At 66.0% G+C, this 15,218-nt stretch carries 4 protein-coding genes; all 4 read left to right on the top strand.

Translation table 11 applies throughout. The features are described from left to right. The first annotated feature begins 189 nt into the window (after nt 1–189). From DFR67_RS09640 to DFR67_RS09625, 4 genes are read left to right on the top strand one after another with little or no spacing between them, the layout of a single operon-like run. Nucleotides 190–10,410, top strand: a complete 10,221-nt coding sequence (locus tag DFR67_RS09640; RefSeq protein ID WP_110469328.1) for a non-ribosomal peptide synthetase — start codon at nt 190–192, stop codon at nt 10,408–10,410. Beyond that, nucleotides 10,407–12,116 (top strand): ABC transporter transmembrane domain-containing protein, encoded by a 1,710-nt coding sequence (locus DFR67_RS09635; protein ID WP_245937850.1) that lies wholly within the window; start codon nt 10,407–10,409, stop codon nt 12,114–12,116. The genes DFR67_RS09640 and DFR67_RS09635 overlap by 4 nt, the downstream gene beginning before the upstream one ends. Continuing rightward, on the top strand, nt 12,113–13,909 hold the full coding sequence (locus DFR67_RS09630; protein ID WP_110469327.1) for an ABC transporter ATP-binding protein: 1,797 nt from the start codon (nt 12,113–12,115) through the stop codon (nt 13,907–13,909). The genes DFR67_RS09635 and DFR67_RS09630 overlap by 4 nt, the downstream gene beginning before the upstream one ends. Then, nucleotides 13,902–15,218 (top strand): lysine N(6)-hydroxylase/L-ornithine N(5)-oxygenase family protein, encoded by a 1,317-nt coding sequence (locus DFR67_RS09625; RefSeq protein WP_110469529.1) that lies wholly within the window; start codon nt 13,902–13,904, stop codon nt 15,216–15,218. Before DFR67_RS09630 ends, DFR67_RS09625 begins: the two co-directional genes overlap by 8 nt.

Raw genomic sequence — 15,218 nt, 5'->3', positions numbered from 1 at the left:
GTTCGTTCGGGTCGACACCTCACGGCATCGCCACAGCAAATTATCGGCTTCAGCTTGACCGAGTAATACGCGTTATGCAAACCTAGCCTTACCGAACAGTTCTTAGCGAAGCATTCCCTAACGTCGAAGGTGCCACTGCGCCTCCGACCGGTGATTTACGCGCTCAGAAAAGATACGAGAGAGCGTCACGTGGAGTCGGTCGAACCGTCACAAAGTAGCCCCACCGGCCGTTCGGTCGGCAGCACCGATAACGCCGCTTTTCCGCTGACCGCAGCGCAGCGTGGAATCTGGTTCGCCCAGCACCTGATGCCTGACACCCCGATCGTCATCGCCAACTACGCGGAGATCAACGGTCCCCTGGACGTCGATCTGCTCGATGACGTCGTGCGCGCCGGCATGCACGAGATCGACTGCGGAATGCTTCGGCTGATCGAGATAGACGGCACGCCGTATCAGATAGTGGACAGCACGCTGTCCGACCGGTTCGAGAGGGTAGACCTCCGGCATGAGCCTGACCCGGTTGCCGCCGCGCAGGCCTGGATGGTCGCGAACTACTCGGCACCGATCGACCTGCTGCACGACCGGCTGATCAAGGGCGCGGTGCTCCGGCTCGCCGACGAGCACTACTACTGGTACTCCTGCATCCACCACATCGTCATCGACGGCTACGGCGCGATTCTTCTCATCAACCGCACCTCAGACCTGTACACCGCGGCGTTGGAGGGGCGCGAGCCGAATCCGCCGTCGGTACCACCACTGACCGAGCTCAACACTGCGGAGGACTCGTACCGCGCTTCTGCGCGCTTCACTAAAGACCGTGACTACTGGATGGGAAAGGCTGCGGGACTGCCGGACCCGCTCAGCCTGTCATCAACGGCCGCCGCGCCCGATGTCTGTCCTCGAAGAATCGGCGGTCTGCTCTCGCCGCAGCTCACCGCCGCGCTCGACGCCGCCGCCGAGCGGACCCAATCGTTTCAGACCCCGATACTGATCGCCGCGCTCGCGGCGTACCTGTCGCACCTGACGGGCGCCGACGATGTGGTGCTCAGCCTTCCGGTCTCCGGCCGCACCAGCGCGGTGCTTCGCCGGTCAGGGGGCATGGTGTCCAACGTCGTCCCGATACGAGTGACGATCTCACCGACCACAACACTTGCCGAGCTTGTCGGGCAGGTGCAGTTGGACCTCACCGGAGCCCTGCGACATCAGCGCTACCGCAGCGAAGATCTGCGGCGGGACCTGGGCGGAAACGGGGACCCTCGCGGCTTCTACGGGCCGGCGATCAACATCATGAACTTCCCGTCCGACGTGAAACTCGGCCCTGTGTCCGGTCGCTTCCAGATCTTGTCCACCGGTCCGGTGCAGGACCTTTCGGTGAACCTGTACCCGAGCGTCGACGGCACCACCCGCATCGATTTCGAGGCGAACCGCCGTTCCTACACCGACGTCGACCTTCGAAACCATCACCGCCGGTTCATCGATCTCCTGCAGACCTTCGCCTCCGCCCCGCCCGACTCGCCGGTGTTCGGATTCGACGTCCTCACCGCACCCGAGAGGCGATCACTCGTACCCGCTGCCGGAGCGCCCGCGCTCGAGCCGGTTGTTCTCGCAGACATCCTCGCCAGGGGGGTGGCAACGGGACGAACCGCGATCGTCTCGGGCGATCTCGAAATCAGCTACCGCGAACTCGATCAGACCACGAACCGGCTGGCGCGCAGACTGATCACACTCGGTTCGGCTCCTGGCACCGTCGTCGCCGCAGCCTTCCCCCGCGGCATCCACGGCCTGTGCGCCCTGTGGGCGATCGCGAAGACCGGGGCCACCTACCTCCCCATGGATCCTCGACTCCCCACCGAGCGCCTGGCGCACATGCTCGTCGATTCCGGAGCGACGATCGGCCTCACCGACATCTGCGCCCCGCTGCCGCAGACCGTCCCATGGCTCGAGATCGACGGCATCGAGTTCGGCGGCACCGGGTTCGACGAGGTCGTTCATGCCGAATCCGACGCACCGATCACCGACGCCGACCGCGGCGGGCGTATCCGCGACCAGCACATCGCGTACATCATCTACACGTCCGGCTCGACCGGCGTGCCCAAAGGGGTGGCCATCCCCCACACGGGCCTGGCCACTTTCACGAGACAGGCGCGTCCTGAGCTGGCCGTGACGCCGTCATCCCGGGTTCTGCGCGTGAGCTCACCCAGTTTCGACGCATCCATATTCGAGATGGTGCTGGCCTTCAGTGCAGGCGCAACGCTCGTGATCGCACCACCGGACGTTGTCGGCGGCGACGAACTGGGCGAGGTGATACGTCGGGGTGCGGTCACCCACATCGTTTGCGCCCCGGCGATTCTCGGCACCCTCGACGTGGCGGAACTCGAATCGCTCGAGACAGTCGTGGTCGGTGGCGACGTGTGTCCTCCCGATCTGGTGGCCAGGTTCGGGTCCCGGATGCGGTTCTTCAACAGCTACGGCCCGACCGAGACCACCGTGGTGGTCACCATGTCGGAGGCACTCGTCGCGCCCGAGTCGATCACGATCGGCTCGCCCCTGCAGGGCGTGCGGGCCCTGGTGCTCGACCGCTGGTTGCGGCCGATGCCGGAGGGAGTCGCCGGAGAGCTCTATCTCGCGGGAGCAGGTCTGGGCAGCGGATATCTCGGTCGCTCGGACCTGACTGCCGGGCGATTTGTGGCGAACCCGACCGCCCCGGGCCTGCGCATGTACCGCACCGGCGACATGGTCCGGTGGAATGGACATGGCCGACTCGAATATCTGGGCCGCAGCGACTTCCAGGTGAAGATTCGCGGATTGCGGGTCGAACTGGGAGAAATCGAGTCACAGCTGTACCGCCGCAGCGACGTCGGAGCAGCGGTCGTCGTCGCCCGTAAGGACCGCCGTGATCAGACGATCCTCGTCGGCTACCTCTCGCCCGCGCCGGGGCAGACGATCGAGCCCGCCGCGGTGCGAATGGCGCTGGCGCAAGCACTCCCCGCCCACATGGTGCCGACGGTCATCACCGTGCTCGAGCACCTTCCCCTGAACCGTACCGGCAAGGTTGATCGCTCGGCCCTACCCGAGCCCGAGCTGGCACCGGCTTCGCCCTATCGATCCCCCTCCACGACAAACGAACTCGTGGTGGCGTCGATCTTCTCCGAAGTGCTGGACACCGACCGCGTCGGTGCGGACGCCGGGTTCTTCGAACTCGGTGGCGATTCCCTCACCGCGACCCGGCTGGTCTCCCGGATCAATGCCGAACTCGGGACCAGGATGACGGTGCGCGACATCTTCGAGGACCCGACCGTCAGCGGCATCGCGCGGCGCCCCGGGTCGGCCGGGCCGACTCGAACCGCCCTGGTGGCCGGCGTGCGTCCCGAACGCGTACCTCTCTCCCCACCGCAAACGCGTATGTGGTTCCTCAACCGGTTCGATCCCTCCACGACCGCCTACCATCTTCCGTTGGTCGTCGGCCTCGACGGCGACCTCGATGTCGAGGCGCTGCACGCCGCAATGCGCGATGTCCTCCAGCGACACGAATCTTTGCGCACAGTGTTCCCGGAAGACGACGCAGGCCCGGTGCAACGGGTGCTCCCCATCGATCAGGTCTCCATCGACCTCACCCCGCGTCCGCTGGACGCCGCCAGACTGATACCGGCACTGGGGATGCTGGCAAGCACCCCCTTCGACATCACCACGTCGATGAGTCTGCGTACCCAGCTCTTTCGTCTCAGCGACCGCAGCCACGCGCTCGCACTGATCATGCATCACATCGTCGCGGACGGCGGATCGCTTGCACCCCTCGCCCGCGACATCGCAATCGCCTATGAGGCACGCAGGCGAGGAGCTGCTCCGGGGTGGCAGGAGCTACCGGTTCAGTACGCCGATTACGCAGTGTGGCAAAACGACTGGCTGGGTGCCTCCGATGACCCCGACGCTGCCGGAAGCCGGCAGGCAAAGAACTGGATGCACATCCTGAGCGGTGCACCCGCAGTCCTATCCCTTCCGACGGACCGACCGAGGCCCGCCGTTGTCAGCTATCGCGGTGCGGCAGTCGATTTCGCCGTTGATCGCGACCTCACGGATCGGGTGCGCCACTTCGCGGGTAGCCATGACGCGACCATGTTCATGACTCTGCACGCTGCGTACGCCACCCTGTTGGCGCGCATTTGCAGCACGCCTGACATCGTCATCGGAACGCCGATCTCGGGGCGTTCCGATCCGTTGCTCGACGACCTCGTCGGCATGTTCGTCAACACAGTGCCGCTCCGGACGATCATCGATCCCGGGACCCGCTTCAGTGAGCTCATCGGCCAGATACGCGCCACCGACCTCGCCGCCTATGCGAACGCGGACGTACCCTTCGAACGATTGGTCGACGAACTCTCGGTGCCGAGGTCCGGGGCATTCTCACCGGTGTTCCAGGTGACCCTGAGTGTGCACACCAACACGGTGACCACCAGCGACGGGGCAGCTGCGCTGCAACTTCCGGGATTGACGGTCCGCGCGCTCGACTTCGAACACGGGACCACACATTTCGATCTGGCACTGAACATCGATGAGCAGGCAGACGGCACACTGACGGGTGAACTGCGTTACGCCACCGATCTTTTCGATGCTTCCACAGCGCAGGCGATGGCGTCCCGGTTCGTGCGGTTGCTCGACAAGCTCACCGAGCAGCCGGAGGTGGCGATCGGTGATGTCGACATCCTCGATGCAGAAGAAACGGCGCGCCTGGTTCCTGCACTCGGCCCCGCATCCGTGGCTCCTGCAACGTTCGGCGAGTTGATCAGCACGGCCGTCCGGGCGAATCCTGACGGTGTCGCACTGCAGTGGCAGGGTGCGGCTCACACCTACCGTGAGGTCGACGATTGGTCGACCGAGCTGGCCCAGCACTTGACATCCCACGGCGCTGGTCTCGAATCCTATGTCGCCGTGGCTGTTCGCCGTTCGCTGGACTCCGTACGCGCAACTTGGGCAGTCATCAAGACCGGTGCCGCGTTCCTCCCCCTGGACCCCGCGTATCCGGGGGAACGAATCGCCCACATGCTCACCGACTCCGGTGCTCGCCTCGGACTGACCACAGCGGCCGATCGTCCGCACCTGCCGGACACCGTGCACTGGATCATCGTCGAGGACGAGCGCGGCCCCACCGATGTGCGGTGCACCGATGCCGCCGTGGACGTCGACCGTGCCGCGTACATGATCTACACGTCCGGTTCGACCGGAACACCAAAGGGCGTCGTGGTGACCCATCGCGGCCTTGCCAACCTCGCTGCCGAGCGTCGTTCGAGCTACGTGATGCACGAGGCGGCGCGCTTTCTCCACAACACCTCTCCGAGCTTCGACATGGCCATCGGAGAACAGATCGCGGCGTTGTCTGCCGCGGCCACATTGGTCATCTCACCGCCCGACCTGGCACCAGACGATTTGACCGAACTGCTTGCGACAGAGCACATCACCCATGCACTGATCACGCCGACGATGCTGGCCGCTCTCGACCCCGCCGGCCTCGACGACCTGGTCGTCCTGGGCGTGGGTGGAGAAGCTGTCACGCCTGAGCTCGTCGACCGCTGGGCGCCGGGCAGGCTCATGCGCAACGGCTACGGGCCCACCGAGGCGACCGACATCGCCACGGTTGCCCGCCTCGAAGCCGGCAGGCCGGTATCCATCGGTACGGCAGTCCACGGTGTCGAGCTCTTCGTTCTCGACCCCCGGCTCCGGCCGGTACCTCCCGGAGTCACCGGGGAGCTGTATCTCGCGGGACCGGCACTGGCACGCGGATACCACCGCAGACACGCGCTGACCGCAGAGCGGTTCGTGGCCAATCCCTACTCGGTCCCGGGTGCCCGCATGTACCGCACCGGCGACGTCGTCTCCTGGGTCGAGGGTGAACTGCGCTACCACGGTCGCTCCGACAACCAGGTCAAGATCCGCGGACACCGGATCGAACTGGGAGAGATCGATGCCGTCCTGGCAGTACACCCCACAGTCGACGTCGTCCGGACCACGGTTCGGAGGCTGCCAGGTGGCGACGACGGGCTGGTGAGTTACGTCGTCGGCGCGACGGCAGAGGCAGCAGTGCTCCGGACGTACGCGGCCACCCGATTGCCCGGCCACCTGCACCCCGCCGCGATCATGGTCATCGCCTCACTGCCGCTGTCTCCGAACGGAAAGCTGGACGATCGCGCACTCCCGGAGCCCGAGATGATCTCGACACGGGCCTACCGGGCACCGGAGACCGAGCGAGAACGTCTTCTCACCGGCATGTTCGCCGAGATCCTCGGAGTCGACGAGGCCTCAGTCGGTGCCGACGACAGCTTCTTCGATCTCCACGGCAACTCGCTGTCCGCGATTCGGGTTGTGTCCCGAGTGAATACGGTCACTGGGAGTAGACTGTCCGTGAAGACCTTGTTCGACCACCCCGATGTCGCATCGCTGGCCAGGCAGATCGACGACCGCGGCGCGGCTCGCCCGGCTCTCTCGCGGGTGGCTCGGCCGGTGGAGGCCCCGTTGTCAGCGGCCCAGATGCGAATGTGGATAGTCAACCAGTTCGACACGACCGCCTCCACGTACAACATCGTGCTGCCGCTGAGGATCATCGGCGACCTCGACATCGCGGCGCTGCAGGCGGCGTTCGCTGACGTCACGAACCGTCACGAGTCGCTACGGACCGTGTTCCCCGCCGAGCGACAGGCGCCCGTCCAGCGGGTGGTGGCCGCCGCCGGCGTCGACCTCACTCCGGTGCCCACCGATCCCACGAGGGTGCTGCAGGCGGTGTTCAAGCTGGCATCCAGCGGATTCGACGTCGCCCGTGAAGTTCCGGTCCGTGGACGGTTGTTGGCGTGCGGCAGCGACGACCACGTCGTCGTTCTGGTGTTGCATCACATCGTTGCGGACGGGCTGTCGATGGCGCCGTTGGCGCGAGACCTCATGGTCGCCTATACCGCGCGGTGCGTCGGCATCGCACCGGGCTGGGAAGAACTGCCGGTCCAGTACATCGACTTCACGCTGTGGCAACAGCGTGTTCTCGGCAGCGAAGACGACCCGGAATCCCCGGCAGCACTGCAGATCCAGTATTGGAAACGACAGCTCGCGGACCTACCTGCGGTGATCGATCTCCCCACGGATCGGCCGCGTCCCACGATCGCCTCGCACCGCGGCGCCGCGGTCGGTTTCGAAGTCAGCGCTGTCACGGTCGCCGGTATGGAGTCGCTGATGCAGCGGCGGGGTGTGAGCCTGTTCATGGTCGTTCATGCGGCGCTGGCGGCTCTGTTGGCGCGGCTTTCCGGTTCCGCCGACGTCGTGATCGGGACACCGGTCTCCGGTCGCGACGATGCCGACCTCGAAGCCATGGTCGGAATGTTCGTCAACACCTTGGTCCTACGGACAACGGTGGACGCTGACCGCACGTTCGACGAATTCCTCGACACGGTCCGATCGACCGACCTTGCCGCGTACTCGCACAGCGATGTCAGTTTCGAGCGTCTCGTCGAGGTCATGAATCCTCCTCGCACCCAGTCGTTCTCACCCCTGTTCCAGGTGATGCTGAACATCGACCCTGCACTGCCGACCAATGTCGAGCTGCCGGGACTGACCATTTCCCCGGTCGCCTTCGAGACCCACGCCGCCCAGTTCGATCTGGCATTCACCATCCGGGAACCGGCCGCGATCGCCGTTCCGTTGGAAGGTGAGCTGAGGTACGCCACGGATCTTTTCGACGCCGAGACTGCGACGAGTCTGACGGAGCGACTGGTTCGGGTCCTCGATGTGATCGCGGCGACGCCGTCGATCACCCTCGCAGATCTGCCTCTGCTGACCACCGCCGAAGCGCTGTCGTTCGTACCCGCACGAGGATCGGCGTCCGCACCACCCGCGACCCTGGACGAACTCATCGGCGCGGCCGTCACACGAAACCCCAACGGCACCGCACTCGTCTGGCGGGGTGCCGCACACAGTTACCGCGAGGTCGACGCCTGGTCCCGCAACCTGGCCCGGTTGCTCGTCGACGCCGGCGCGGGGCCCGAGACGTTCGTCGCCATCGCGCTCCCCCGCTCGATCGATTCGGTGCGCAGCGTCTGGGCGGTCACCAGATCTGGGGCCGCATTCGTGCCCGTGGATCCCCGCTATCCGGCCGAGCGGATCACTCAGATGATCTCGGATTCGGGTGCTGCCTTGGGGATCACGACGAGGGCAGAGCGACCCCACCTGCCGGGCACCGTCCGCTGGTTCGTGCTCGAAGACCTCGGAGACCTCACCAAGGCCGACGATCGCCGCTTCGAACCGGTACCGGCACGAGTCGATCAGCCTGCATACATGATCTACACATCCGGATCGACCGGACGACCCAAAGGCGTGGTCGTCACGCATTCCGGACTGGCGAACCTTTCGGCGGAGCGCCGCGAGAACTACCTCGTCGAATCATCGTCGAGATTCCTGCACAACACCTCGCCCAGCTTCGACATGGCGATCGGTGAGCAGATCTCGGCGTTGAGCGCCGCAGCGACACTGGTGATCTCCGATCCCGAGCTCTCGCCACAACAGCTCGCAGAACTGATGGCGCACGACAACGTCACCCATGCCCTCATCACACCGTCTGTTCTCGGGACCCTCTCCCCTGGTTCCCTGCCGAATTTGGCCGTGCTCGGTGTCGGCGGCGAGGCGGTGTCGGCCGAGCTGGTGGCCGCTTGGGCACCCGGTCGAACGATGCGCAACGGGTACGGGCCCACAGAGGCCACCGACATCGCCACGGTGGCCTCGCTAGAGCCTGGTCACCCCGTCGCGATCGGACGTGCGGTACACGGGTTCGAACTGTGTGTGCTGGACCAGCGATTGGCCCCTGTGCCCGTCGGCGTGCCCGGCGAGCTGTACCTCGGCGGACCCGCGCTTGCCCGTGGCTATCATCGCCGGCCGGACCTGACCGCAGACCGGTTCGTCGCCAACCCTTTCGGCACCCACGGCGAGCGTATGTACCGCACCGGCGACGTGGTCACCTGGTCCCGGAACGGCGAACTCCGCTACCACGGTCGCGGCGACAGACAGATCAAGATCCGTGGCCACCGGGTAGAGCTTGGTGACATCGACACTGCGGTCAGTCGACATCCCGCGGTCAAACGGTCGGTGACAGTCAGCCGCTCAACGCAATCCGGTGATCCTGTCCTGGTTTCCTACGTCGTCGCCGCGCCGGATGCCGAAGTCGAAGATGGGCAGATCTCCGCATTCATCGCCGAGTTCTTGCCCCGCCACATGGTGCCCGCGGCCGTGGTCGCGGTCGAACACCTGCCGGTCACACCATCAGGCAAGCTCGACGAAAAGGCGCTCCCGGCACCGGAGTTCACATCATCGGCGCCCTTCACCGAGCCCGACACCGGCACCGAACGGTTGGTCGCCGACGCGTTCGCCATGACGCTGAGAACGACAACAGCAATCGGCGCACTGGACGACTTCTTCGACCTCGGCGGCAACTCACTGCTCGCGATCGGGATGATGGACGCGATTCGACGCACGACCGGGCGACCGGCCCAGCTCCAGTGGTTGTTCCACGATCCGACTCCACGCGGCCTGGCCGGACGCATCGACGCGCCTGGCCCGGAGATCGCCGACGCTGCCACCCTCGACGTGGTCTTCCCGATCCGACCCGAAGGGGAGCGGCCTCCACTGTTCTGTATCCACCCCATCCTCGGACTCGCCTGGAGTTATGCCGGATTGGCCCGCCATGTGGATATCGACCAGCCGATCATCGGCATCCAGGTTCCCGGGATCATCTCCGACGAAGGACTACCCGACTCGATCGAGGCCACGGCTGCACGGTATGTGCGCGAGATACGCCGGATACAACCCCACGGGCCCTACCACCTCCTCGGTTGGTCGCTCGGCGGTGTCATCGCGCACGAAATGGCAGTGCAACTCGAACAAACCGGCTCTCCGGTGGCTGCCCTGGTGATGCTGGACAGTCATGCCGCCGTCGTCGACTCCACGTCGACGCCCTTGCGCGCCGCTGATCTCCTCGGAGCACTCGGCCTCGACCACATCGACTCCGGTGCTCTCGGCGAGGTCACCCTCGATGACGCGGTTGCCCTGCTCGACGGGATCGAAGACATGCCGCCGGGGTTGACGGCGGATCAGATCCGGCAACTCGTCGCAGCGGCCAGGCACAACTCCTCACTGCTGCACCAGCACACCCCCGGCATCTTCGGCGGCCAGTTGCTCGTGGTCGGCGCCGACTCGGTCGACGGTCCGGGGACGAACGCCGCCGACTCCTGGTTCCCCTTCGTCACGGGTGCCATCACCGATTGCCCGGTTCCCTTCACACATTGGCAGATGTGCAGTCATACCGCGCTGCAGACCATCGGACCGATCGTCGACCGATATCTGCGGGCGAGCAACGACGCCGAACCTGTGGCAGGGGAGGTGTCGTGAGCGCGCCGACGGTCAGTTCAGGCGCGTCCATCATCCGGCAGAGCCTGCGAGAGCGACGTGGCCCACTGACTGCGGCAGCTGTGCTGCTGTGTCTGCATCAGATGTGCGAGGTGGCGGTCCCCGTCTTGATCGGCGTCATCGTCGATCAGGCCGTCGACGGTGGCGACATGGGAGCCCTGGCCGTATGGATCGGCGTCCTCGCGGCAGTTTTCCTGGCACTGACGATCTGCTATCGGCTCGGTGCCCGACTCGGGATGAACGCGGCACTGCACCAAGCTCATCAGCTCCGCATGGACGCCGTTCGCCGGATACTCGGTCCCCGACGCCTGCGGACAGACCTCCGTAGCGGCGAACTGCTTGCCGTGACCGGGACAGACGCCGACGAAACCGCCGCGCTGTTGCGATATCTGCCACAGGCGCTCGGAGCCCTGGCCGCACTCGCCCTGTGCGCGGTAGCGCTCCTGATCATCGACGTACCGCTGGGTGTGGCAGTGCTGCTGGGGGTGCCGCTGGTCCTGGGCTCACTGCAACTGAGCGCTCCGCTGCTGACGCGCCAGACCCTCGCGCAGCAAACCCGCATCGCACGAGCGACCAGCGCGGCCACCGATCTCATCGCCGGACTGAGGCCACTCCGCGGTATCGGCGCCGAAGACGCAGCAGCACTGCGCTACACGACCGCGAGCCGCCACGCACTGACAGCCATGCGCCGGACTGCCGCCGGCCAAGGCTCATTCATGGGGGCTGCGGTCGGGGTCAGCGCAATGCTGGCGGTGGCGGTCGCCGCCGGCGCGGGGTGGTATGCACTCGAAGGCCGCATCAGCATCGGCGAGTTGATCACCGTTCTGGGGCTGGCCCAGTTCTTTCTGGAACCACTCGCCATGCTCTCCCTCTTACCCGGCAAGGCCGCGACAGCCCGAGCATCTGCCGAACGTCTCGCCCTGATCGCCGATGCTGATTTCAGCAAACCGGCCGGTGCGTCCCGGCTGGGGCCGGGACCACACGGCGTGGAGTTCCGCGATGTCCGGTACGCGTCACTGCGCGGACTCAGTCTGACCGCCAAACCAGGCGACTGCGTCGGCGTTGTGGTCGTCGACCCTGTCGACGGTACGAACATCATCGACTTGCTCGCCGGCCAGGCCTCCCCGGACCACGGCGCGGTGTGGGTGTCCGACATCCCTGCCGCCGCAGCTGATCTGGCCGAACTCCCGCGCGCGCTACTGGTGCAGCCGCACGCGACGGACCTGTTCACCGGTTCCCTGCTCAGCAACGTGATCTCGGGCGCGCCGGCCGCCACACAGTCGGACGCGACCGCTGCACTGCGGGCCGTCGCAGCAACCGACCTCATCGACTCCCATCCGGACGGCATCGGCCGGACGATCTCTGATCGCGGGCAGTCCCTGTCTGGTGGCCAACGCCAACGCGTCGCGTTGGCGCGCGCGCTGATCTCGGAGAGTTCTGTGCTCGTGCTGCATGATCCGACGACTTCGGTCGACTCCGTCACCGAACGGACGGTCGCCACCGAGCTCTACCGACGACGCCATGAAGGCCGAACCGACCACACCACGATCGTCATCACGAGCAGTCCTGCCCTCCTGACGTGGACAGACCGCGTCATCTTCGTCGACGGCGGCAGGGTTCGCGGCGAAGGTACCCATGCCGAGCTCGCCTCGGCCGATGTGCGGTACCGCGAGGCGGTGCTCCGATGACCCTCAGCCAGGTCCGGGCGCCCCACACTGCACTGCCGGTGGCGACCGGAGCGATGACGCGTCGCTGGTTGACCACCGCCCTCAGGGAGCGCAGATCCGCCCTCGTCAGGATCGCGGTCGCCTCCTTGATCGCCGGGATCGCCGCGGTGGCACCGGCTCTGGCACTCGGGGTGCTGGTCGATGAGGTGTCGGACGACGGCAGGCTCTCGGTCTTGCTGCCCATCGCCGCGGTCGCTGCCGGCGCTGCCCTGCTGGGCGGCGTCGCCGCCGGGTTCTCGATGTATGTGATCGCCGCCCTCGGCTCCGACCTGCTGGCGCAGCTGCGAGAAGCGGTGGTCCGGACCGCGCTGCGGCTGCCCGCGGACACCATGGAAAAGTCCGGACGCGGCGACCTCCTCTCCCGGGTCAGCAATGACGTTGCGGCGGTGAGCAAAGCGGTGTCGACAGTCTTGCCCACCGTGGTGATCTCCGCCGTCCTCGCAGCGGTCAGCATCATCGCGATGGCCGGTCTGGACTGGCGGCTCGGCGTTGCCGGCGCCATCGCGATCCCCCTCTACGGTCTCGCGCTGCACTGGTACCTGCCGCGCTCGACACCGCGCTACAGCGCCGAACGGCGTGCGGTCGCCGAGCGTTCCCAAGTGCTCGTGGAGAGGATCGTCGGCGCGCGCACCTTGCACGCCTACGGGATCGAGGAACGGGAAATCGCGCGGATCGACGCGGCGTCTGCAGCTGCGCGCGACATCTCCATCGCGGCTTTCACCCTCTTCACGCGCTTGGTGGGTCGGGTCAATCGGGCCGAATTCATCGGACTCGCATCGATTCTGGTGGTCGGATTCATCCTGGTCGAAGACGGCGCGGTCACGGTCGGAGCGACCACCGCCGCGGCACTGCTCTTTCACCGACTGTTCAACCCGATCGGGATGATCCTGTACAGCTTCGCCGATCTACAGCTGGCCGCGGCGGGGTTGACCAGACTCGTCGGCGTCGCCCAGGACGACACCGCGCACGCAACCGACAGCAGTGTTGCCGGAGCCGTACCCGCCGACAGCGCTCTCGAATTGCGCGATGTGCACTTCGGGTACGACCCCGGGCACCCGGTGCTGCGCGGGGTGAACTTGCGGATCGAGCCCGGGACCTCGGTGGCACTCGTCGGCCCGAGCGGCGCAGGCAAGTCCACTCTCGCGGCCATCGCCGCGGGCACCTACCCACCGACGTCGGGCTCAGCGACCGTCGGCGGACTCGACCTACATTCCTTGCCCTATCGCACTGTGCGGCAACACGTCGTGGTGCTGAGCCAGGACGTGCATGTCTTCGCAGGTACGGTGACCGACGACCTACAGTTGGCGAAGCCGGGGGCCGATGTCGGCCAGATCCGCACCGCACTCGCCGGGGTCGGTGCGCTGGAGTGGGCCGAGAAGCTGCCGCAGGGGCTGGACACCGTCGTCGGCGAAGGTGGTCACGAGCTCACCGACGCCCAGGCACAGCAGCTCGCGCTGGCCCGTCTCATGCTGATCGACCCACCGATCGCGGTGCTCGACGAGGCCACCGCCGAGGCGGGGAGTCTGGGCGCCCGTGATCTCGACCGTTCGGCTGCGGCGGCGACTGCAGGCCGTACGACGCTGATCGTCGCCCACCGGCTGAGCCAGGCGATCGCATGCGATCGGGTGGTCGTCATGGACCGCGGAGTACTGGTCCAGCAGGGAACACCTTCGGAACTACTTGCCACGCCGGGCCCCTTTGCCCAGTTGTGGACCGCTTGGAACATCCAAGGAAGGGATGGAGATCATGCTTGACCACACCACGGAGGCCGTCGACATCCTCGGCATCGGTTTCGGCCCGTCGAATCTCGCCCTCGCGTTAGCGCTGGAAGAGCTCAACGCCGAACTCCCACCAGAGCAACAGCTCTCGTCCCGGTTCATCGAGACAAAAGAGCAGTTCGGTTGGCATCCGGGAATGTTGTTGCCTCGTACGACCATGCAGGTGTCGTTTCTCAAAGACCTGGCCACGCAGCGCAACGTACGCAGCCGCTACACATTTCTGAATTACCTCTCCGAGGTGAACCGACTCACCGAGTTCGTCAACTTCCAAACCTTTTTCCCGACCCGCCACGAGTTCCACGACTACCTCGAGTGGGCAGCGCGCGGTGTGAACGCCGATGTCTCGTACGGGAGTCGGGTGGTCTCGATCGACACTGCCGACGATATGTTCGCGGTCCGGGTGGAGGGGCGGCATGCGGGCGTGGTACGGGCCCGCAACATCGTGGTCGCTGCCGGACTGGCAGCGAAGATGCCGCACGGCGTGGCGCCCTCGAAGCGGGTCTTCCACAATCATCAGCTGCTGTCGCATCTTGCCGAACTCCCCGAACCCACCACAAAGAACTTCCTCGTGATCGGCGCCGGCCAGAGCGCCGCCGAGGTCGTGGAGTACCTGCACACCCACCACCAGAACTCGCACATCCACGCGGTCTTCGCCAAGTACGGCTACAGCCCGGCCGACGACAGTCCCTACGCCAACCGTATTTTCGATCCCGCGGCTGTCGACGACTTCCATTCGGCTTCACCTGAGTTCCGTCAGCAACTCATGCGATACCACCGGGGTACCAACTACTCGGCCGTCGACCTGCCGCTCATCGAAGAGTTGTACGCCCGCGAGTACGACGAGCGGGTCCGTGGGCAACGTCGGCTGTTCGTCCACGGTGCTTCGCAGGTGGTTGCCGTTGCCGAGGCACAGGACCGGGTCACCGTGACAGTTCGCCATGAGCCGACGGGACTGACCGAGGACATCGTCTGCGACGCCGTGGTCTGCGCCACCGGGTTCAATCCGATGAACCTCCGTACGATTCTTGGAGACCTGACCGACAGCATCGCCTTCGACGCCCAGGGTGCACAGGTATCCCGCGACTACCGCCTGGTTGCCAAGTCGCCACTTCCCGGTGGCGTCTTCCTCCAGGGCGGAACCGAACACACGCATGGCATCTCGTCGTCACTGCTGTCCAACAGCGCAGTGCGTGCCGGAGAGATCGCGAAGACCATCGCCCGCGATCGCGTCGAGAGTCGCGCACGGGTGTCGCCGGGACAAAGGGGCACGCTCGCCCAGCGCTGA

The sequence above is a fragment of the Williamsia limnetica genome (assembly GCF_003217475.1).
Taxonomy (GTDB): domain Bacteria; phylum Actinomycetota; class Actinomycetes; order Mycobacteriales; family Mycobacteriaceae; genus Williamsia; species Williamsia limnetica.
The sequence above is the reverse complement of the archived record's forward strand: the minus strand, read 5'-3'. Positions and strand labels throughout refer to the sequence as shown.

Excerpts from the sequence above, each read along its gene's own strand:
- DFR67_RS09630 (WP_110469327.1), top strand. The coding sequence starts at position 12,113 with ATGACCCTCAGCCAGGTCCGGGCGCCCCACACTGCACTGCCGGTGGCG.
- DFR67_RS09625 (WP_110469529.1), top strand. The coding sequence starts at position 13,902 with ATGCTTGACCACACCACGGAGGCCGTCGACATCCTCGGCATCGGTTTC.